Source organism: Nocardia panacis (assembly GCF_003598715.1).
Lineage (GTDB): Bacteria > Actinomycetota > Actinomycetes > Mycobacteriales > Mycobacteriaceae > Nocardia > Nocardia panacis.
On the sequence record NZ_QZFU01000024.1, the window covers coordinates 40,284 to 59,842 of the forward strand.

General features: G+C 67.1%; 18 protein-coding genes. 6 read left to right on the plus strand and 12 right to left on the minus strand.

Annotation, left to right across the window (positions count from 1 at the left end):
• Nucleotides 1–61 precede the first annotated feature (61 nt).
• The gene (locus tag D5S18_RS21895) at nt 62–829 is read right to left on the minus strand and encodes a pyrimidine reductase family protein (RefSeq protein WP_120043013.1); all 768 of its coding nucleotides are present in this window, start codon (nt 827–829) and stop codon (nt 62–64) included.
• Between the two features lie 35 nt (nt 830–864).
• On the opposite strand from D5S18_RS21895, the gene zapE reads away from it, so the two are divergent.
• From zapE to D5S18_RS21910, 3 genes are all read left to right on the plus strand, one after another.
• Nucleotides 865–1,884: a cell division protein ZapE gene (gene zapE, locus D5S18_RS21900; RefSeq protein ID WP_120042962.1), complete on the plus strand. Its 1,020-nt coding sequence runs from the start codon at nt 865–867 to the stop codon at nt 1,882–1,884.
• A 28-nt stretch (nt 1,885–1,912) separates the two neighbouring features.
• Complete coding sequence (locus tag D5S18_RS21905) at nt 1,913–2,707, plus strand: tyrosine-protein phosphatase (RefSeq protein ID WP_203236855.1); 795 nt, start codon at nt 1,913–1,915, stop codon at nt 2,705–2,707.
• An 81-nt stretch (nt 2,708–2,788) separates the two neighbouring features.
• Nucleotides 2,789–3,214, plus strand: a complete 426-nt coding sequence (locus tag D5S18_RS21910; RefSeq protein ID WP_203236856.1) for a hypothetical protein — start codon at nt 2,789–2,791, stop codon at nt 3,212–3,214.
• Here D5S18_RS21910 and D5S18_RS21915 read toward each other — a convergent pair.
• The 5 genes from D5S18_RS21915 to D5S18_RS21935 all read right to left on the minus strand — a co-directional run bounded on the left by D5S18_RS21915 (nt 3,211) and on the right by D5S18_RS21935 (nt 7,297).
• A complete protein-coding gene (locus D5S18_RS21915) occupies nt 3,211–3,699 on the minus strand; it encodes a GbsR/MarR family transcriptional regulator (RefSeq protein WP_120042963.1) in 489 nt (162 codons plus the stop codon). The two genes, D5S18_RS21910 and D5S18_RS21915, sit on opposite strands and share 4 nt — an antisense overlap.
• Nucleotides 3,700–3,768: 69 nt before the next feature.
• Complete coding sequence (locus D5S18_RS21920; protein ID WP_120042964.1) at nt 3,769–4,545, minus strand: DUF2705 family protein; 777 nt, start codon at nt 4,543–4,545, stop codon at nt 3,769–3,771.
• A gap of 11 nt (nt 4,546–4,556) precedes the next feature.
• Nucleotides 4,557–5,441: an ABC transporter ATP-binding protein gene (locus D5S18_RS21925; RefSeq protein WP_120042965.1), complete on the minus strand. Its 885-nt coding sequence runs from the start codon at nt 5,439–5,441 to the stop codon at nt 4,557–4,559.
• Between the two features lie 96 nt (nt 5,442–5,537).
• A complete protein-coding gene (locus tag D5S18_RS21930) occupies nt 5,538–6,086 on the minus strand; it encodes a GNAT family N-acetyltransferase (RefSeq protein ID WP_439651157.1) in 549 nt (182 codons plus the stop codon).
• Nucleotides 6,083–7,297, minus strand: coding sequence for an MFS transporter (locus D5S18_RS21935; RefSeq protein ID WP_120042966.1), 1,215 nt, complete (start codon nt 7,295–7,297; stop codon nt 6,083–6,085). Before D5S18_RS21935 ends, D5S18_RS21930 begins: the two co-directional genes overlap by 4 nt.
• A gap of 138 nt (nt 7,298–7,435) precedes the next feature.
• Here D5S18_RS21935 and D5S18_RS21940 point away from each other — a divergent pair, with 138 nt between their 5' ends.
• From D5S18_RS21940 to D5S18_RS21950, 3 genes are all read left to right on the plus strand, one after another.
• Complete coding sequence (locus tag D5S18_RS21940) at nt 7,436–8,686, plus strand: cytochrome P450 family protein (protein ID WP_120042967.1); 1,251 nt, start codon at nt 7,436–7,438, stop codon at nt 8,684–8,686.
• 113 nt (nt 8,687–8,799) lie between these two features.
• Nucleotides 8,800–10,404 carry a flavin-containing monooxygenase gene (locus D5S18_RS21945; RefSeq protein WP_120042968.1) on the plus strand — a complete coding sequence of 535 codons (1,605 nt, stop codon included), beginning with the start codon at nt 8,800–8,802 and terminating at the stop codon, nt 10,402–10,404.
• A 142-nt stretch (nt 10,405–10,546) separates the two neighbouring features.
• Nucleotides 10,547–11,446, plus strand: a complete 900-nt coding sequence (locus D5S18_RS21950; RefSeq protein WP_120042969.1) for a LysR family transcriptional regulator — start codon at nt 10,547–10,549, stop codon at nt 11,444–11,446.
• Nucleotides 11,447–11,451: 5 nt separating this feature from the next.
• On the opposite strand, the gene D5S18_RS21955 is transcribed toward D5S18_RS21950, so the two are convergent.
• The 6 genes from D5S18_RS21955 to D5S18_RS21980 all read right to left on the minus strand — a co-directional run bounded on the left by D5S18_RS21955 (nt 11,452) and on the right by D5S18_RS21980 (nt 19,558).
• On the minus strand, nt 11,452–12,849 hold the full coding sequence (locus D5S18_RS21955) for an alpha/beta fold hydrolase (protein ID WP_203236857.1): 1,398 nt from the start codon (nt 12,847–12,849) through the stop codon (nt 11,452–11,454).
• A 196-nt stretch (nt 12,850–13,045) separates the two neighbouring features.
• Entirely contained in the window at nt 13,046–13,699 is a 654-nt protein-coding gene (locus D5S18_RS21960; RefSeq protein WP_203236858.1) for a phosphotransferase family protein, read from the minus strand.
• A 180-nt stretch (nt 13,700–13,879) separates the two neighbouring features.
• Nucleotides 13,880–16,822: a hypothetical protein gene (locus D5S18_RS21965; protein ID WP_120042972.1), complete on the minus strand. Its 2,943-nt coding sequence runs from the start codon at nt 16,820–16,822 to the stop codon at nt 13,880–13,882.
• A 191-nt stretch (nt 16,823–17,013) separates the two neighbouring features.
• On the minus strand, nt 17,014–17,793 hold the full coding sequence (locus D5S18_RS21970; RefSeq protein ID WP_120042973.1) for an ESX secretion-associated protein EspG: 780 nt from the start codon (nt 17,791–17,793) through the stop codon (nt 17,014–17,016).
• A 2-nt stretch (nt 17,794–17,795) separates the two neighbouring features.
• Nucleotides 17,796–18,020: a hypothetical protein gene (locus D5S18_RS34485; RefSeq protein ID WP_147404064.1), complete on the minus strand. Its 225-nt coding sequence runs from the start codon at nt 18,018–18,020 to the stop codon at nt 17,796–17,798.
• A 1,145-nt stretch (nt 18,021–19,165) separates the two neighbouring features.
• A complete protein-coding gene (locus tag D5S18_RS21980) occupies nt 19,166–19,558 on the minus strand; it encodes a hypothetical protein (protein ID WP_120042975.1) in 393 nt (130 codons plus the stop codon).
• Nucleotide 19,559: the final 1 nt, after the last annotated feature.

The following is a 19,559-nucleotide window of genomic DNA, read 5'->3' on the forward strand; positions in this document are numbered from 1 at the left end:
GTTACAGCCTGCCAGGTGCCGACCGCCACTTCATTGCCGGGACCCGCGGCTGGGCCTCGATTCATTCGACGATGCGCGTCCATCGGGTGAGCAGCGTGCCGTCCTCGTCGAGCAGGAGGTGGGTGCGCCGCATCCGCCGATGGAACTCGTGCGCGGACAGTGAGATTCGCCCCGCCGAGCCGCCGATCAGCAGCGGCGCGGTGGTCAGGCACAGTTCGTCGACGGTGTCGGCGTCGAGCAGCGAGCCGAACAGGTGTGGTCCGCCCTCACACAGCACCCGGAACAGTCCTCGGGCGCCGAGCGCGGCCAGCAGTGCCTTGGGCGTGACCGCGACCTCGCCCACCTCGATGACCTCCGCGCCCGCCTCGGCCAGTGCGCGCTTGCGGTCCGCCGCGGCCGCAGCGGTGGTGATGATCAACGGCGGCACGGCCGTATCGGTGAGCAGACGGCAGTCCGGTTCCAGGTTCGCGCCCGCCGTGACGACCGCGATCGGCGGCGGCGCGCCGTCGCGATGACCGCCGATACCTTCCCGGTAGAGCTCGCGGCGGCGGGCGGCGTGGGTGCGCGCGCCGCCGTAGTGTTCGGCGCGCACGGTGCCTGCGCCGACCAGGATGACATCGGCGAGATCGCGTAGCAGCAGGAAGACGGTTTTGTCGGCGGGTGTGCCCAGGCCCTCGGAGAGTTCGCCCGCCGTGGCCGCGCCGTCGATGCTGGAGACGAAATTGGCGCGCACCCAAGGGACCTGGAGTCCGGCGGGATAGGCGTACAAGCGCGCGAGCTCGTCGGAGTTCAGGTCTGTGAGCTGGATCGCATTGTGACTACGCTGCATGACAAGCCATCTCACCACGTCACTACGCTTCTGCTATGCAAGAACGCCTCGTCGACCGCCATCCTGAGGTCCCGGCCGATCAACTTGTCGCGCAGATGGTGCCGCCACCGATGTTCGACGAGGTCAGTTTCGACTCCTACATCCCGGATCCGAAGGAGCCTTCGCAGGCCGCCGCGGTCGTCAAGGCGGCGGATTTCGCCGATCGGGTCAACCAGATCCACAAGGCGGCGGGCAAGAAGAGTCTGTTCGGGAAGAAGAAGCAGATCAGCGGCGCGGGCCTGTACCTGGACGGCGGGTTCGGCGTCGGCAAGACCCACCTGCTCGCCTCGATCTTCCACAGCTCGCCCGCCCCGAAGAGTTTCGGCACCTTCGGCGAGTTGACCAATCTGGTCGGCGCGCTGGGATTCAACAACGCCCTGGAGCGGTTGTCGGCGAACAGTGTGCTGTGCATCGACGAATTCGAACTCGACGATCCGGGCGACACCATGCTGGTCTCGCGCCTGCTGACCGAGCTGTCCGCGCGCGGGGTGAGCATCGCGACCACATCCAATACGCTGCCGGGTCAGCTCGGTGAGGGTCGTTTCGCCGCATCGGACTTCCTGCGCGAGATCAAGAAGTTGGGTGCGATCTTCGAGCCGGTGCGCGTCGACGGACCCGATTACCGCCACCGCGACCTGCCGCCTGCCCCCGAACCCACCGCACCGGAGCTGCTGGCCGAACGCGCCGCCGCCGCGCCGGGCGCCACCCTCGACGAATTCGACGCGCTGGTCCGGCATTTGAGCACTCTGCATCCGTCGAAGTTCGGCGCGCTGATCTCCGGCGTGTCCGCGGTGTACATCTCCGGCGTGCACACGGTCACCGATCAAAACGTGGCGCTTCGCATCGTGGTGTTGGCCGACCGGCTCTATGATGCGAGCATCCCGGTCACGGTGTCGGGCGCGAAGCTCGACGAGATCTTCTCCGCGGAAATGCTGGAGGGGGGGTACCGCAAGAAGTACCTGCGTGCGATCTCCCGCCTGCTCGCGCTGTCGCGGTTCGAGGTCTCACCCGCCTGACCGGTACGCCTCGACGAAGGAGTTCGCCGTGACCCGTGCCCTGCGCGCCGCGGTGGCCGCCGCCACCGGCTTGGCCCTCGCATTCGGACCCGGCCTCGGCGGCGCGGTCGCCGATCCGGCCATCGCGACCGAACAGTTCACCTTCGACCGCTCCCTGCACTTGGACGGGGTGCAGAATGCCCGCGATGTGGGGGGCTATCGCAGCACCGACGGCCGTATCGTGCGGCTCGGGTTGGTGTATCGGACGGGCCAGCTGAGCAATGCGGGTCCGGCCGATCTGGCCGAATTGTCCAGTCGCAACGTGCGTTTCGTCGACGATCTGCGCACCGTCTACGAGCGGATGCTCGCGCCCGACCGGATGCCCGGCGGCGCCTCGGCACACTGGAACGATGTGATCGGGCACGCGCCGCCGGAGATCGTGGCCACCTCGCTCACCGGCGGCACCACCATGTACACCGCGTTCATCACCGCGCCGGGCGCGAACGAGGCGTTCGGGTCGGTGCTGCGCGACATCATCGACACCAAGGGGGGTGCGGTGCTCTACCACTGCACGGCGGGCAAGGACCGCACCGGCTGGGTCACCGCCGTGCTGCTCACCCTGCTCGGTGTGGATCGCGGCACCGTCACCCAGGACTACCTGCTGTCGAATCAGTTCCGCAACGCCAATCCGGACGATCCGATCAACGGCGTCCAATCCCAGTGGCTGGACGCGGCTTTCGATCAGGCGAGGCAGCTGTACGGCGGTTTCGACGCCTATGTGCGCGACGGTCTGCACCTGTCCGAGGCCGATATCGCCGCCCTGAAAGCCAAAATGCTGGTCTAACCGCCGTGTCTCGAAGTGGCGCCGTGGGCCGGTTGCTGGACCGCTGTGTACGCCGGATCTTCGGATCGACACACTGGGATCGTGAAATCCTCGCATGACTGGAACGTGATACACGACGCAGTACGGGCGGCGGAGTCTCGTAGCGACTGGGGCGCAGCGATTTCCGTAGTCAGCGCTGCTGCCAGGTGCCGTAGTGCTGACGCCGACATGCACAATGCGCATCTGTGGCACATGGATCTACTTGTGAAAGCCGAACTTATCGATGAGTTGGCCATGCTGGCTCGGGCCGATGTCCACGCACGGCGCAGGCTGGACCGGTTCCTGTACGAGAACGGATGCGATGGTGATCTGCGGCAGCGAGCTCAGCGCGGGGACAAGGCGGCGCTGTATTACCTCGTGAAGCTGCTTCGTCGGCGAGGCGAACAAATCGCCGCTCAGCAGGTGGTGGACGAGATCGATCCGGCTGATCAATACGCTCTCGAACTGGCGACACGGGACAGTTCCTAGCTGCCGTGTTCGGCGTACCAGCGCTCGATGAGCGCCGGCATTTCCCTGCCGATCCAGGTCATGAATTCGTGGATCTCGCGGACCCTGGCGGCGCCGGCGCCCGCCGGATCGTCGAACAGTCGCAGTCCGCGGCCGATGGTGTCGGTCATATCGGTGTACATCCCGCTCTGCTGGCGCATGAGCTCGGGCAGGATGCCGGGCCGGATGACGTAGTAGTCCCTGCGGTCGCCAGGGTTGGAGATCTTGTTGACCCAGCGCATGGTGACCAGGGTTTTGAGGGCGTTGGAGATGGACCCTTTGGATGCCTGTAGGGCTTCGGCGATCTGGCCGAAGGTTTGTTCCGGTGGTTCGGCGACCAGCAGCCAGCCCACCGTGCGTCCGGTCATTCGGACCAGGCCCATGCGTTCGAACACGAGCGCGAGGTCCTCGACGAACCGCAATTTCTCCTGGCTCGTATCGGCCGCTTGGTCGGTGCGCTCGTGCATTCGGTCGATTATCCCTTCGGGGCGGTGGACGGGAGCGGGTGGGGCGGGCGACCCACCCCACCCTCCGGATCAGACCGCCAGATCGCGGCGGTCGAAACCGGTCAGCGCGGCGGTGCAGGCGAGCGCGACCAGCACCACCAGCGCCAGCAGTTGGGCGTTCCACCCGTTGACCAGCGGGGTGTGACCGCTGGCGTAGTAGACGGGCGAGACCCGACGCAGCCACGACAGGCCGTCGATGGTGGCGCCGAGGTTATTGGCCAGATAGCTCGCGATACCGATCAGTCCGGCGATACCCAGTGTGAGAGTTCGCTTTCCGGTCAGCGCGCCGACAAGCAGCGTGACACTCCCGATCAGCAGCGCGAACATGCCGAGTCCGGCGCTGGCGGCAAGAACGTGACCCGTCGCGACATCGATGGAGCCCGAACGCGATCCGATCAGCACACCGACGGTGAGCGCGGTGCTGACCACGACGATCTGTGTCGCCAGCGCGGCGAAACGTTGCAGCAGCAGGTCGATTCGGCCGATCGCGCGGGCCAGCAGCAGATCCAGTGACCCGTTCTCCTCCTGGGTCACCGTGCGGGCGGCGAAGCTCACGGTGAAGATCAGCATGAGCACCAGTCCGAGCAGCGAGTACACCGTGGAGCCGAGATAGCCTGCCCCGCTGGCGAAATCGCTCATCCCCAGCGAGCCGTAGAGCTTGTTCTGTTTGAAATTGAGGGTGCCCTGTTCTTTCAGCGACTTGTAGGAGGACAGGTAGATGATCGGGATCAGGAAGAAGGCGGCCGACCACCCGATCAGCCCGCGTCGCTGCTCGGTCAGGGTCTGGGTGAATACCGTGCGTTTCATGGGATCTCCTGCTATCGGCGGTAGCGGCTGAAGAAGATGTCCTCGAGGTCCGGTTCGGTGGACAGCACGCTGACCAGGTGATATTTGGCCGCCACTTTGAACAGCGCGTCCACCTCGCCCTCGGTGGTGCAGCGCACCGTATTCCCCTCGACGCGCAGGTCGGTGACATTGGGCAGATTCGCGAAGTCGTCCGGGAAGGGGTGCTCGGCGACAACGAATTCCACGCTGCGCGGGGAGCGTCGGCGCAGCTCCTCGACATTCTCGGTGGCCAGCAGCTCTCCGGCGCGCATGATGACGGCGCGATCGGCGACCTGCTGCACCTCGCTGAGGATGTGCGAGGACATGAAGACCGTCTGCCCGTCGCGTTTGGCCTCGCTCACCATGTCCAGAAACCGTTGTTGCAGTAGCGGATCGAGGCCGGAGGTGGGTTCGTCCAGGATGAGCAGATCGGGTCGGTGCATGAAGGCGGCGACGATGCCGACCTTCTGCTTGTTGCCCTTGGACATCGCACCGACCCGCTTGGACAGGTCGAGGTCGAGCCGGTCGGCGAGTTCGGTGATGCGCCCCGCCGCGACCGGTTCGGCGCCCTGGTCGCCGAGGAAGGCGAGCAGGTCGCGTGCGGTGTGGCGGCCCTCCATGGTGAGTTCGCCCGGCAGGTAGCCGATGCGGCGGCGCAGCGCCGGACCGCCCTTGCGCGGCTCGCTGCCCAGCACCTCGACGTGTCCGGCCGTGGGGCGGATCAGATCGAGCAGGATGCGGATGGTGGTGGTCTTGCCCGCGCCATTGGGGCCGAGGAAGCCGAAGATCTCGCCCGCGGCGACCTCCAGGTTCAGCTCGGCGATGGCCCGATGGTTGCCGTAGTCCTTGGTCAGGGCCTCCGCACGGATGGCGGCCATATCAGTCTCCTGTACTGAAAGTTCCGTAATGATCGGTGTGTTCAGTAAAGGCTGAACACGACGAACATGTCAATCGAAGCGGCCCGCTCGGCAGGGTCAGAACAGCTTGCGCATGATGAAGTCGTGGTGGATCTGCTTGCCCACCCGGAAGGTCTTGGTGCCGACCACCGCGAAACCGTGCTTGGCGTAGAAGCGCTGTGCCCGCGCGTTCTCCTGATTCACCCCGAGCCACGCGCCCGGATAACCCTCGTCCGAGATTCGCCGCAGCGCCGCCCGCATGAGCGCCGTCGAGACGCCGCTGCCGTGATGACCCGGCAGCACATACATCTTGTTGATCTCCACCGCGGGCCGCAGCGCCAGCGCCGCGGCCACTTCGGGGTCGGCGGGTTCGGCCGCGTGCAACATGGCGTAGCCGACGATGTCGTCCCCCGCCACGGCCTTGAGCACGGTGCGATCCGGATCGCTCAGATACTCCCCGAAGCGCTCACCGGAGAGCACCTCGGCGATGAAGACCTCGATATCGTCGGCGGTGGCGTCGGGCGGACAGGCCAGCGGAAAGGTCGCGGCCGCGACATCGCTGAGCGCCTCGGCGTCCCACAGGCCGGCCCGGTCCACGGTGACCGGCAGGTTGCTCGACTGAGTCATTTGTCCAGTACAGCACGGCCCGGATCCGCCGTGCGGGGGTTATCCGCTTCGGCGCGCGGCGGGAATATCCGCGCCAGCACGATCAGCGCCACCGCGAAGACCAGCGGGATGACGAAGCCCGCCCGATGACCGAATCCGGCGGCGATCCCGCCCACCACCCCGCCACCGAATAGCGTTCCCGCGTAGTTGAACAGATTCAGACGCGCGATGAGCGCGTCCAGCGCGCTGCCGTGGGCCAGCCTGCCCGCCTCGGAGAAGCCCAGCGGCGCGATCACCGGCATGCCGAGTCCGGCGATCAGGAATCCGAGGAAGGCCATGACCGGATCGGCCGCGCCGACCACCACCGCCAGCCCGACCGCGCCGACGGCGGCCGCCACCCATACCACCCGCCGCGGTCCGAAGCGGCGGACCCACCAGTCGCCGCTGAGCCGCGCCAGCAGCGAGGCGCCCTGGTAGGCGGCCAAGGCCAGTGCGGCGGTCGCCGAACCGGCCAGCAGATCCTCGCGCAGGTAGAGGCCCGACCAGTTGCCGACCGACAGATCGATGGCGAACACCAGGGCGATGGTGACGCCGAAACCGAGGTAGCCGCGCAGCGCGATCGAATCGGTGGGCGAATGCTGCTCCGTCGCACCGGATTCCGCCTCGTCGCGGCCCAAAAGCCGAGGGCCTGCCACCAATCCGAGGATCAGGACCAGCGTGGCCGCGCCGAGCAGCGATTCGCGCGAGGCGACCCCCAGCGCCTCGCAGCCCGAGACATACAGCGCACCGAGAATGGATCCGCTGCTCCACGCGGCATAGAACGAGGACAGGATGAACCGCCCGTACCCGTGCTGGATGAACACCGCCTGCATATTGGTGGTCGCGTCCACGATGCCCACGGCGACGCCGTAGCAGGCGAGCGCCGCCAGCAGCACCGGGATATTCGGCGCGAAGGCGGTGATCGCGCCGGTGATCGTGATGAGCCCCAACCCGATTCGCAACGCGACCCGACTCGACAACCGGGTGGCGAGGCGCTCGGCGAGCAGGCTGCCGACACCCGCCAGCACCGAGACCAGCACCACCGCGCCGACGATCAGACTGTCGGTCATGCCGTAGTGGTCCTTGAGTTGCGGTAGTTGCGTCAACACGACCGCGAAGAAGAAACCCTGCAGCGCGAATGCCGTCGAATTCGCGCGACGGGCCGCGCTCGGCACCGGGAAAGGGGAGCCCATCTCCGGAGCGTAATCGCGCGGGCGCGTCCGGCGGGTGGGGATCGGTCGGAAATCTCCACCGAGATCCGCGCCCGCGAATTCGCTACCGGGGAAGGGTGTCAGCGAACGCGCGGCGTGCCACTATCGGAGTGGCACAGCATGACTCGCGAAATGGGGAAGGCCGACCGCATGATAGAGCTGCCGCAGGAATTCTTCGACGATCCTTATCCGGTGTACGCGCGACTGCGCGCGCAGGGACCCGTACACGAGGTTCGCTTTCCGGACGGAATGCGCGGCTGGATAGTGGTCGATTACGAGGCGGTCCGCGAGGTATTGCGCAATCCGACCGTGCACAAGGAGTTGAATCCGGCGCTCGAAGTCTTCAAGCGGGCGTTCCTCCCGCAGGACCGCCCGAAACGGACGTTCACCCGTGTCGCCTCGCACATGCTCAATACCGATCCGCCCAACCACACCCGGTTGCGCAAACTGGTCGCACCCGCCTTCGTGCCGCGCCGCATCGAGGCGCTCGAACCCCGAATCCTGGCCATCGCGGGCGAACTTCTCGACAGGATCGCCGAGGCCACCGGCCCCGTCGACCTGCTTACCGAATACGCATTCCCCCTGCCCATCACGGTCATCTGCGAGCTCGTCGGCATGCCGGTCGAGGATCGCGAACAGTTCCGCGAATGGTCGAATCTCGCGATAGACAACGCGAATTCGTCCAAGGACGAGGTCCAGCGGGCGATCACCGGCCTGGAGGACTACTTCGATCAGCTGATCGAGCGCCGTCGGGGCGAGGAACCGGGTGAGGACCTCATCTCGGCGCTGCTGGCCGCCACCGAGGACGGCGACCGGCTCAGCCACGACGAAATGGTGTCGATGCTGTTCCTGCTGCTCATCGCGGGCCACGAGACCACCGTCAACCTGATCGGCAACACGGTGCTCGCGCTGCTGACCGAACCGGAGAAATACCGTGCGCTGCACGGGAATCCGGACGCGGTGCCCGGCCTGCTCGAGGAGACGCTGCGCTACGACAGCCCCGTGAACCTGGCCACCTTCCGCTACACCACCGAGCCGATCACCGTGGCGGGCACGACGATTCCCGCCGATCAACTGGTGTTCTGCGCGTTGGGCTCGGCCAACCGCGATGAGCGCCGCTTTCCCGGCAGCGAGATCTTCGATCCCGATCGCCCCCAACCCAATCATGTCGCCTTCGGATACGGCATCCACTTCTGCCTCGGCGCGCATCTGGCCCGGCTCGAGGGCCGCATCGCGCTCACCGAACTGGTGCGGCGCTATCCGGATCTGCGGCTGGTCGAAGGTGCGCAGCTGCGCTGGCGCGAGAGCACCATCATTCGCGGGCTGCGCGAGCTGCCGGTGGAGTTCGCGAGCGCGCCCGCGCTGCGTTAGTCGCACACGCTCGCCGTGTTAGCTGTGCGGTTTCGCGGGCCGGTGCGGGTGGCCCCGCACACAAGGGTGAGGCCGAGATTGTGATCACCAAGCGGGCGACGTAATCTCCTGCCATGACGAGCGGGAGCCGGATCGCCATCGTTGGTGCGGGCATCGCAGGGCTCTCCTGCGCAAAAGTGTTGGTAGAGGCCGGATTCGCGGTCGAGGTGTTCGAGCGCGCACCCGATGTCGGCGGTGTGTGGAGCGCCTCGCGCCGCTATCCGGGGCTGCGCGCGCAGAGCAGTTCGGCCGCCTACCACTTCTCCGATCACCCCCTGCCCGAAGAGTTTCCCCGCTTCCCCGACGGCAGGCAGATGCAGGCATATCTCGAGGGATACGTCCGCGAATTCGGCCTGGCGGACAGGTTGCGACTCGGCACCGAGGTGGTCGCCGCCGATCCGGTGGACAGCGGCTGGTTGCTCGAGATTCGCGACGAGTCGGGTGTGCACCGCACCTCCTGCGATCACCTCGTCATCGCCAACGGTCTGCACAGCGACCCGTTCGTCCCCGACTATCGCGGCGCGGAACTGTATCGCCACCAGGGCGGCAGGCTCTGCCACGCCGTCGAACTCGGCGACAACCTCGACGCGGTGCGCGGCCGCAACGTGGTCGTCGTCGGCTACGGGACCTCCGCCTGCGATATCGCCGAGGCCGTCAGCCATGTCGCCGCGTCCACCACGGTGGTCGCGCGGCGGCTGCGCTGGAAGCTGCCGCACACCCTGGCGGGCATCGATATCGAGCGACTGACCCTGACGCGAACCGGCCAGGCGCACTTCCGTCAGCCCGACCCCACCGGATTCGGGCGCTTCCTGCACGGGGCGGGCCGATCCTTCCGCGAGGCCAACCTCGATATGGTCCAGGAGATCGCCACCAAGCGCACCCACCTGCGCGAGCTCGGCCTGGTCCCGGACGAGCGCTTCGAGGAAATGGCCTCGGGCGGCATCGAACTGGTCACCGAGGGCTTCTTCGAACAGGTCGCGATGGGCCGCATCACCGTGCGCCGCGATACCGAGATCGTCGAAATGATCGCCGTCCCGGAGGGTTTGGCGGTCGAACTCACCGACGGCGACCTACTGCCCGCCGATGTCGTGGTGTGCGCCACCGGATTCCGGCAGCGGGTGCCCTTCCTCACGCCCTACGTGCAGCGACTGCTCACCGACGAGCGCGGCAATTTCCGGCTGCACCGCCAGATCCTGCCCGTCGACGTTCCCAACCTCACCTTCGCCGGCTACAGCTCCACCACCGCGAGCGCCCTGTCCGCCGAGATCGGGGCCTACTGGACCGCCGCCTACCTCACCGGGCGCCTCACCGTCCCCGCCGCCGAATCGCTCGGTGCCCAAATAGACGCGCGGCTGGAATGGTTGGAGCAGCGCGGCAATCACGCACACGGCACGGCCCTCGGCCCGCTGACCCTGCGCACCATCGACGAGATGCTGGCCGACCTGAATATTCGGCTGCCGTGGCGGGTGCGGGCCGGGCAGTCGGTGCGGCCCATGCGGGTGGACAGCTATCGCGGGCTCCGCCCACGGGAGGACCGCAAACCGGTGGTGGCGGGAGAGAAGCCCGCCCGCGGCTCATTCAAGGTCGTTCCGATTCCCGCGCAGACCACCGCGGCTGTCGCGGCCAGTGTCGAGCCCGCGGTCCCGGTCGCCGGGGCCGCGCCGCGCCCGAACCCGTAGTTTCTCGAAGCACCGTCCGCTTTTCAGCTCGCCGACGAATCACCGTGGGGCACGCCGCATTCCAAGGAATCCGCCGTGACCTGCGGTGATTATCGGAAACGGAAGTTTGGCCGCCCACCGTTGCGATGGTGATAATCCAGGGGTGGACACGCTGGATATGAACCTGCTGGTGGCGCTCGACGCGCTGCTGGAGACCAACAGCGTGACCCTGGCGGCCCAACGACTGCGCACCTCACCGCCCGCCATGAGCCGGACCCTGGCCAAACTGCGCCGCGTCCTCGGCGACCCGCTGCTGGTGCGCGCCGGACGCCACCTCGCGCCCACACCGCGCGCCCTCGAACTCCGCTACGAGGTGCGCGCGCTGGTGGAGCACGGGCGCTCCCTGCTCACGCCGCGCGCCTCCGTCGACCCGCGGGCACTCAAGCGCACGTTCGGAATTCAGGCCGACGACATGGTGCTGACGGAACTGGCCGGGCCGCTGCTGGCCGCCGTGGACGCCCAAGCGCCCGGTGTCACGGTGCGCTTCCTGCCCGACGGCCGCGACGGGGCGGCGGCGCTGCGCGCGGGGCGGGTCGATCTGGAGGTCGGGGTGCTCGATCACACCGATCCGGAGATCGTCGCGCAACGTGTTGTCGGGGATCGGATCATCGGCATCGCCGCGGCGGATCATCCGTTCGCGTCGGGGCGGGTCACCGTGGCCGCCTATGCTTCCGCTCCGCATCTGGCCATCTCGCGCGTCGGACGCGCGCACGGCCCCATCGACGAGCGGTTGGCGCTGCACGGGCGCACCCGGCGGGTGGTGGCCACCGTGCCCACCCTGTCGGCGGCGCTGTTCGCGGTGCGGTCCGGACATCTCGTCTGCCCGGCGCCCGCGGCGCTCACCGCCGCGCTGCGGCCCGCGATGCGGTTGTGCGCCTTCGAGATTCCACTACCGCTGCCCGAGATCGCGATCGGCACGGCCTGGCATGCGCGCAATACGGCCGATACCGGTCATCGGTGGTTCCGCGAGTTGGTTCGCGATATCCTCACCAGTCGGCGTTGACTGCCCTATGCCGGATGTGGTTCGGCCGGTGTGGGATTCGCGTAGCAGGTCCGGTCCTCCTCGGGGAGGGTGCCGTCACGGAAATAGGCATTGGCGGTGTCGAGAACGCAACTGCTCAGTCCGGGACGCAGCACCATGTGGATGCGGACGTCCTGCAGCGTGACCAACCGGGAGGCCGACAGTTTTTGATGCAGGCCAACGGCTTCGACGTACGGGGTGCGGTTGTCTCCGGTGGCCTGCAGAATCAGCGCGGGCGCCGCGTTGTCCACGACCGTCGGCGGCTCAAGCGGAGCGGGCCAGAAGGCGCACGGCTGAATGTTGTTGGCCAGCGCCGCGAATACCGGTTGGGTGGGTCGAGCCGCTTCGATGGCGCGCCAATACCAGGCCGGATCGGCGGGCATGGGCGCGTCACCGCACCAGATCATCGCCATCACCGAATACTCGTCCGTCCGTGCGGAATCGACCTGCTGAAGCAGTTCTTTGTTGATCTCGGGGGAGCGGCCGTCGGCGAGGTCGACCAGGGTGCGGATGGTGCGGGCCAGCGTGTCGTTCAGCCGGGCGTCGCGCAGCATCGTCCACAGGATATTGGGCAGCAGGTGCTCGTCCACACCGAAGCCTGCCACCGGGATCGGAGTGCGCGCCGCGTGCTGAATGAGCCCCTCCACACCCGCACGAACCTCCGGTGCGGTCGCGCCGAGATGGTAGGTGTCATCGTGCTCGGCGGTCCAGGCGGCCCAATCGTCGAGGCCCGCCTCATCCGCCGCACCCCAATCCTGTTGCATACCAAGCCAGTAGCGGCCCGGATCGACAACGCTGTCGTACACCATTCGATCGGTGCGGCCGGGGAACATCTGCGTGTACACCGCGCCGAGATAGGTGCCGTAGGACAACCCGAAGTAGCTGATGCGGGGCGCGCCGAGCACACCGCGAATCACATCCATATCCCGGGCGGTATTGCGGGTCGTCAGGTAACGCGGCGTGGTGGCATCCCAGGTGAGGCAGCTACCCGCCATCTGCGCCTGCAACAGGGTCTCCGCGACGAATCCGGCCAGATCCACCCCCGCCGAACGGATCGGATTCGACACCGGCCACCCGCAGGGTTTCGGCGCACCCGAGCGCGCCACCCCGCGCGGATCGAATCCGATGACGTCGTACCGGTTGAGCACCTCCGGTTCGATCACATCGCCGATCAGATCGAACGCGTCCAACCCGGAACTGGCAGGCCCACCCGGATTGGACAGCAGCACCCCTTGCCGATTGTCCTTGTCCTTGGCCTCGATCCGGGAGACGGCGATCTTCATCGTCGGCCCGGTCAGCCGCCCGTAGTCGAGGGGCACCGTGACCTCGGCGCACTGCGCACCCTCTTTCACCAGCCCCGCATCCGCGCACTGATGCCAGTCCACCTGCTGCCCATAGAATCGCGCCAGATCAGCACCCGATTCCGCTGTCGCGCTACCCGCCGTGCACAACCCGGCCACCAAGGTTAGTACCGCAGTAGCACACCGCACCGTCGAGCGCCCGAATCCCCCTGCACTATCCCCATTTCCACCGGCGCGGCCCTTGATCACGGAAACAATTTAGCCCAGCGCCCCCGATTTCCTACTGGTGCGAGTACTCCCACATAGCCCCGGCAAGCACCCCGCGCGCCTCGACCACCCACCCACTCGCCCTTCGAATCCAGTCCGGAACACCTACCGTCGTCTGCGCCGCATCGGATTCGATTCCCCGCACACACCGGTCCTGCCACCAGAGGATCCTGTCGATGAGTTCGGGTGGCTCGATGGCGATGCCATAGGCGGCGCAGATCAAACCCATCTGCCGACCGGCCTCATGGGTATCGGTGACCGTCGGACCCAAATTCAGGAACTGCCAGCACATATGGGCCAGGTCATCGATGCGGCGGCCCGGCGCCGCCCAATCCCAATCGATGAAGGCGATCGGATGCGCGTCGTCGCGATAGACGGTGTTCTTCGGGGCCAGATCGTTGTGGCAGACGACCTCATCCGTGCCGGACAGCGGGTGTCCCGCTGTGGCGTCGTGGAATTCACGCACCAGTCGCGCAGCGGCGATCAGTGCGGCGTCCGTCAGCGTGGGCGGATCGGTGTAGCCGGAGATGTGGGTCAGCGTTTCGCGATCTTCGGTTGTCGCGAGCAGCCTTGGCGCACCGCACCATTCGATCTCGGCGAAATAGTCGAGCAGATCGTGAACGAAGGCGCCCGCGCGCGGCCGGATGACGCGATCACCGTCGACCACGATCCGCCTTCCCTCGCTCGGCGTCATCGACTGTCGGAAACCGGAGGGCGGGAAGGGATTACGAACTGCGGTTCGTCATGTCCTGATTGCGCGATGGTAACGATCCCCACAAACCGACCCGCCTCCCTATACGGTGGCGGCATGACGCTGCCGCCCGCCCACCAAGCGCGGGCGCGCAGGTCAGGCATTCGGCGGGTCGAGACGCGGCGGCGGGCCGGACAGGCGGCGCGGCTCGGGCGGCCTGCGCGCTATGCCGGGATCGGTGGCGGGGCCGAAGATGTCCGCGCTGCCGAGCGGGATATCGGCGGCCCGTTTCAGTTCGTCGAGCATGGCCTGGAGTTTGTCGACCTGGCTGTCGTGCTCGCCCGCGTGACGGGAGCCGGTGAGCGCGTTGCCATTCGGGGCGGGCAGCGGCTGGTCGGGCTCCCCGGTGCGGAAATCCTCGTAGGAGGTGTGCTGGGCGCGGGCGGGATCACCGGTGCGGCCGCTCTGGCCGGTCAAGCCGAGACTCCTTGGGGTGGCGCCATTTTCGTAGTCGGGCTCGCTGTGCCGGGGCGGGGTCGGCTGGTCGTGGAATCCGCTGGAGTCCCGGATCTTCGGACCCGAGAGGCGAGGGCCGGGATTCGGGGCCTGCCCGGCCGTCGAATGCCGGTCATCGGGGTTGCCGGACAAACCGTTTCGGTTCCCGCTCTGCGTCGCGGAGATTCCGGCGATCAAATCGCGCACATCCCGTGGGATGGATCCATTGTTCAACACGGCGGCCAGGCGTGGATCGGCGCCCGGATGTCGGTCGATCGGGTCGGAGACGGACGAGTCGTGCTTTGCGGGGCGGTCGGCAGCATTCGGCATCTCGGCCGGGTCCGCGGCGGTGGCGTGGCTGCCGATCTGCCCGTTCGAGGCTTGCGACACGAGGCTTTGGGCGTATCCGGAGTCGGTGCCCGGTTCGCGCGCGATGTCGTGCAGGCCGGAGGCGAATTCCGTCGGATGCCCGGCCGGGAGGTCGGAGCCGGAGCCGTTGCCCGAGCTGCCAACGGCCTGCCCGAAAACCGGGTGGGATTCGAGGGTGCGGCCGCCGGATACTTCACGCCCCGGATGACTGTCGGCTCCGTTGCGTCCTGCGGATGGGGTGCGTCCCGCGCTCGCATCGTAGTCGGACAGTCGGCCCGACTCTTCCCACGTCGCGAACTGTTTTGCGGGGCTGAGGCGTTCGGCGAACCGTGGGTTGACTTCATCCGGCGCGGCAGTGGCATCCGGTCCGGTCGAGAGAGCATGCCCCGCGCCTGCGCTGTTTTCGAGGTGACGCCGGGGAGTGTTACCGGAACTCTGGAGCGCACGCGCAGGCGTTTCGGGTCCGGTCGCCGCATTCGAACTGAGATCGGCTCGAACGAGTCGCTCTGTGTGGGTTCTGTGCTCGACGATGTCGCTGGGAGATCCTTGACCGCCGGAGTTGTTTCGGGCCAGGTTCGAAGCGGAGTCCGCTCCGATCGGTGCACCATCGACCGGATCGAGCCGAGCGAATTGATCGACAGCGGCACCGAATTCGGCGCTGTGCGAGGTGCTGCCAGGGGTGGACCCGCGTCCGGCGATATCGAGGGCCTGCTCGGCGACGAGACCGGAATCGCGTTCGGTGGTGGCGGAGGGCTCGGTCGGCCCGATCGGGTCGAGCGTAGCTCCGTGTTCGGCGAAATGCCTTGCGGAATAGTTACTTTCGGCGGATATCTCGCGTTCCATTGCCGGGCGTCCGATCGTATCGGACCCGTCGGCGGTGGGCTCGTGGGTCGAATGGCGGGACGCGAATCCGGCTGCCGGGCGCTCGGAGGTCACGCCGCGACGGGTGACCGAACCGTTCTCGGCCGAATGCTCGGAGGAGCCATGGCGGCTGGCTGCCGATTCGGCGCTGAAATGAGCTGCCGTGGCGGGATACTCGGCGAGACCCGTACCGTCCTGCCTGGAACTTCGACGTCCGGGCGAGGTCGCCGTCGAGTCGGATGCAGCAGCGTGGCCTGCTATCGCGCGGGGTTGGTCGAAATGCGCTGCGGTGTTCTCACGTTCGGGGGAGTGCCTGCCGTTCGTGGCAGTTCGAGGGTCGCGGGCTTCGGGATGGACGAATTGTATGTTCGCATCGACGAATCCGGCGGTGGGCTCCCGCCCTCCAGTGGCTTCGCGTTCTCCCGAACCTCCGACGGAATCGCGTTGGGGCGGGTTCCCCTCGTCCACGTCGAGCCCGGCGGCGGTACCGATGGCACCGGCGGGATGTCCGAATTGCGCGGTGGTGCTGCCCTGGTCGGGCCTGATTTCTCGCAGGTCGGCGGCTCCGCGCCGAGTAGCGATCGCGGCGGTGTCGCGCATGGTCGAGCCGGGGTTGTCTGTTTCGGGATCGGTCGCTGCGGAATGCGCGAATTGAGCAGTGACGCTGCGGCGTCCGGTCGCCTCGGTGGCATCGCGACCGGCGGAGATTCCCGCGGTGGCAGTGCGAATGGCGGCGAATCCGGGTTCGCGGCGGGTGCCCCGACTTGCCGTCTCATTGACCTTGTTCATGGGAGATTCGTGCGAATTGGCCGGTCCGACAGCGGATTCGGCGGGCTCGGGACCTTTGGCGACCGCTCCGGTGCCGGAACGGGATGCACCGAGGTCTGGAGTGATCGCCACGCCGGCGGCGTGGGGGGCGCTGGACTCGGGGGCGGTAAAGGTCTCGGAGGCGGTGAACGACTCGGGTGCGGAGAAGGTTGCCGGACCGGAAATGTGCGGGTCGCGAATCGAATTCAGATCAGGAATCGGTCGCTGCGCGGTCGGTTCCGAGTCGGTGGGGTGGAAGGCATCCGGGAGGGGATGGCGGACGCCCGGTTCGCGGGCGAGTCGGGCGGGCGCTTCGGGGGCCGGTATCCGGTCGCGGTGCGCGGGGCGGTGCTCGCGGTGCGCGGCGCGATCGGGCTCGGTGTCCGAAATGTCTTGTCCGGCACGGAATGCCCACGCTTCCAGCCGGGCGAGCCGGGTTTCGACGCCGCGATCGCCGTCCACGCGCAGCGCCACCTCGTCCAGCTTCTCGCCGAACTCCCGTAGCGCCGCCGCAATGCTCGACAACATCGCGCCGACCGATTCGGCACCCTGCTGACCGTGCTCCATCCAGTTCCTTCTTCCCCGTATCGCCCGACTCCGCGCTCGGCCGCCCGATTCTATCCGCGTCTGTAGCAATAAGTCGTGCACGTGACGACCGGCGCGATACCGGGCGCATCCGTTCGCCCGCGCCGCACGCTACTCGACAGTGCTACCGCCCCTCGCGCGGGTGGTCCGAAACCAGCCGAGGCAGCGAATATTCAGCGAATCACACGCGGTCCGGTAGCGGTGTGATCCGCCGTGCCGTGGCCACGGCCGACCGACTCGACGAGGCGCGCGATCTCGGTGGCCATCATGCGCGCGTCCATCGGCCGCGCCACGATCGGATCACCCGACTTGATGTAGTAGCGGCCGTCGTCGACATAGTCCGCCCACAGGAAGCCGCCCCCGTCCGTGGTCGGGCGGGAATCCACTGCGCCACTCGGAAATACCGCCACTTCACCGAGCGCCGACCGCTCCCGTTTGAACACCCGATTCAGCCGCTCGGCAATGCTGTACTCATCGGCGCGCCGCACATACCGCTGCCGGTCCTCGGCCAATTCGCCACGCCGGAAGCTGATCGCCGCCTGCCGACCCGGCCGCGCCTGCGGCAGCGCCGTCACCGCCGCACCGGCCACCTCATCGGCCCGGCACCGCGCCAACAGCACATCCCCACCCGTATCCTCGGCAACTCCCGGCAATTGCGTCAGCGTCGCACCGTATCCGCCGCGTATCACGCCATGGAAACGGAACACCGCCGACCCGCCGAAACCTTTCGACTCCACCCGGACATCCGGATTCAGCAGCACACCGAGCGTCTCATCCAAATCCGGCGAATACCGATCGAGCAGCGACCGCACCGCCTCCTCCCGCAGCCGAACCAGATCCGCCCAATCCACCGCGGTGGCGGGCCGGAATGCCAGCGGATACGGCAGTCGATCCCGATCGTAGGCATTCCACAGGATCTGGAACTCCTGCCCGGTGAATCTCCAGGACCGCACCGCTACTGCTCCCCGATCACCGGCGGCACGGTCTTCCCCGGTCTACCCAGTAGTTCCTCGGACCGATCGATGATCAAGTAGTCCTTCGTCTTTCGGATCTCGTCGTCCTCTTTGCGCTGCGCGCCCGCACCCGGCGCGAAAGGTGCACCGGCCGCACCACTTCCGCCTCGGGCCGCCGCCCCGGACGCAGCCCGCGTCTGAGCCGCCGCAGGCTGCTGCGCGGGCACGTCACGATTCGGTGCTCCTGAAACTCCCTGTGTGCCAGGAGAAGTCGGCGAGCCGGGTCGAATCGTCCCACTCCGATCGGGTACCGGCGTCGGTCCACGCCCCGTCGTCCCCCTGCCCGGTCCCGATGGCTCTCGTCCTAGCCCGGATGGCGCTCGCCCCGGCCCCGCCGCTACAGGCGCTTGCGTGCCCTGCGCGGGCACACCCTGCGGCAGCCCACCCGTGCCGGAACCGGGCGATTGTGCCCCTTGATCGCCCGCCGACGGTGCCGGACCACCGGCGGACGCGGCCTGTGTTCGTCCCTGGTCCGCACTCGAATCACCCTGTGCCCCAACCGTATTCGGCGAGCCCGTCCCGGCCTGCTCCGTCTTCGGCTCCGTCTCTTCCGATCCGGCGCCTTGCCCACCGCCGCCGGCCACGCTTCCGCCCTCTCGCCCGCCGCCACCCGAACTCCCGTCCACCCCACCGGAACTCACCTCTGGTCCGGTCGGATCCTGCACCACCTTCGGACTATCCGGCACCACCGGCACCCCGATATCCGTCTGATTCGCCACCTGCCAATACACAGTCCGCAAAACCCGCTGCGCCTCCGCCCGCGCCTCCTGCTCCCCGTAGTCGGAGGCTTTCATAGTCCCCTCCTTCGGAAGCACTTTCGTTCTCGGATCCGCCGCCCCATCTCCCGTCCTAGGCATCAACGCTTTCGTCTGATCCAACCCTGTATAGAGCTCCTGCAACTTCACCGAAATCAGCTCGGAAGCCAATGTCAACTGCTGCGACTGCGAAACATACTGCTGAATAGCGCGAGTGGCCTCGTTGGCAGCCTGCCCTCGCCAACCGTTCGCGATGGTCGCCTTGATGGCATCCCCAAACGTGTGCGACTTCTCGCGAAACGAGGCGCTGATGTTCTGCCAGGCCTGTGATACTTCCATCGCCTGTGCTGGTCGCATCGCCTCCACGCGCTGAACGAGATCTGCGAGTGTCGAGCTCTCGATGACAAAGAGGTCATCCCCTGGGTTGGAGATCGACTGTGGGTCGTACCCGTGTTCGAGCTCGCTATTGACGCGACTCGCGTGGTAGTAGATGCCCTTGCGCTCGGTGTTCCACTGCTGCTGTGTGGCAATGACCTTGCGCACGTACTCTTCCCGATTCATCGCCCGTCCTGACCGTCGACTGGAAGCTCTGCGAACCTTTGGGCTGTCGACTGATCCACCGACCGGTAGTTCTCGATGGCTTTGGCGAAAACTTGGCGCATGAGACCGACCTGGTCGATATGGGTCGCGATGGCTCGGTGGATCGAACTGTCCGCGCCATTGACTTTCGACGTGAATTTCGACTCGAGGATCGGTCCCGATGGCATGCCGCCGAATCCGGCCACATACTGAATCGATCGCGTCGATGTACGCACTCGATCCAGGTCGTCTAGGTATCGTTCGCACTTCGCATCCAGATCTTTGCCGATTTCTGGATCGAGAGTCAGTTCACCGGAGTTTGCAAGGTCGAGTAGTTTGCGCCAATCGGCGGTACCGGTGGCATTCGTCACT

Coding starts and splice junctions, on each gene's coding strand:
- D5S18_RS21930 (WP_439651157.1), bottom strand. CDS start 6,086: ATGACTCAGTCGAGCAACCTGCCGGTCACCGTGGACCGGGCCGGCCTG.
- D5S18_RS21965 (WP_120042972.1), bottom strand. CDS start 16,822: ATGGAGCACGGTCAGCAGGGTGCCGAATCGGTCGGCGCGATGTTGTCG.
- D5S18_RS21925 (WP_120042965.1), bottom strand. CDS start 5,441: ATGGCCGCCATCCGTGCGGAGGCCCTGACCAAGGACTACGGCAACCAT.
- D5S18_RS21940 (WP_120042967.1), top strand. CDS start 7,436: ATGACTCGCGAAATGGGGAAGGCCGACCGCATGATAGAGCTGCCGCAG.
- D5S18_RS21895 (WP_120043013.1), bottom strand. CDS start 829: ATGCAGCGTAGTCACAATGCGATCCAGCTCACAGACCTGAACTCCGAC.
- zapE (WP_120042962.1), top strand. CDS start 865: ATGCAAGAACGCCTCGTCGACCGCCATCCTGAGGTCCCGGCCGATCAA.
- D5S18_RS21935 (WP_120042966.1), bottom strand. CDS start 7,297: ATGGGCTCCCCTTTCCCGGTGCCGAGCGCGGCCCGTCGCGCGAATTCG.
- D5S18_RS21920 (WP_120042964.1), bottom strand. CDS start 4,545: ATGAAACGCACGGTATTCACCCAGACCCTGACCGAGCAGCGACGCGGG.
- D5S18_RS21945 (WP_120042968.1), top strand. CDS start 8,800: ATGACGAGCGGGAGCCGGATCGCCATCGTTGGTGCGGGCATCGCAGGG.
- D5S18_RS21915 (WP_120042963.1), bottom strand. CDS start 3,699: ATGCACGAGCGCACCGACCAAGCGGCCGATACGAGCCAGGAGAAATTG.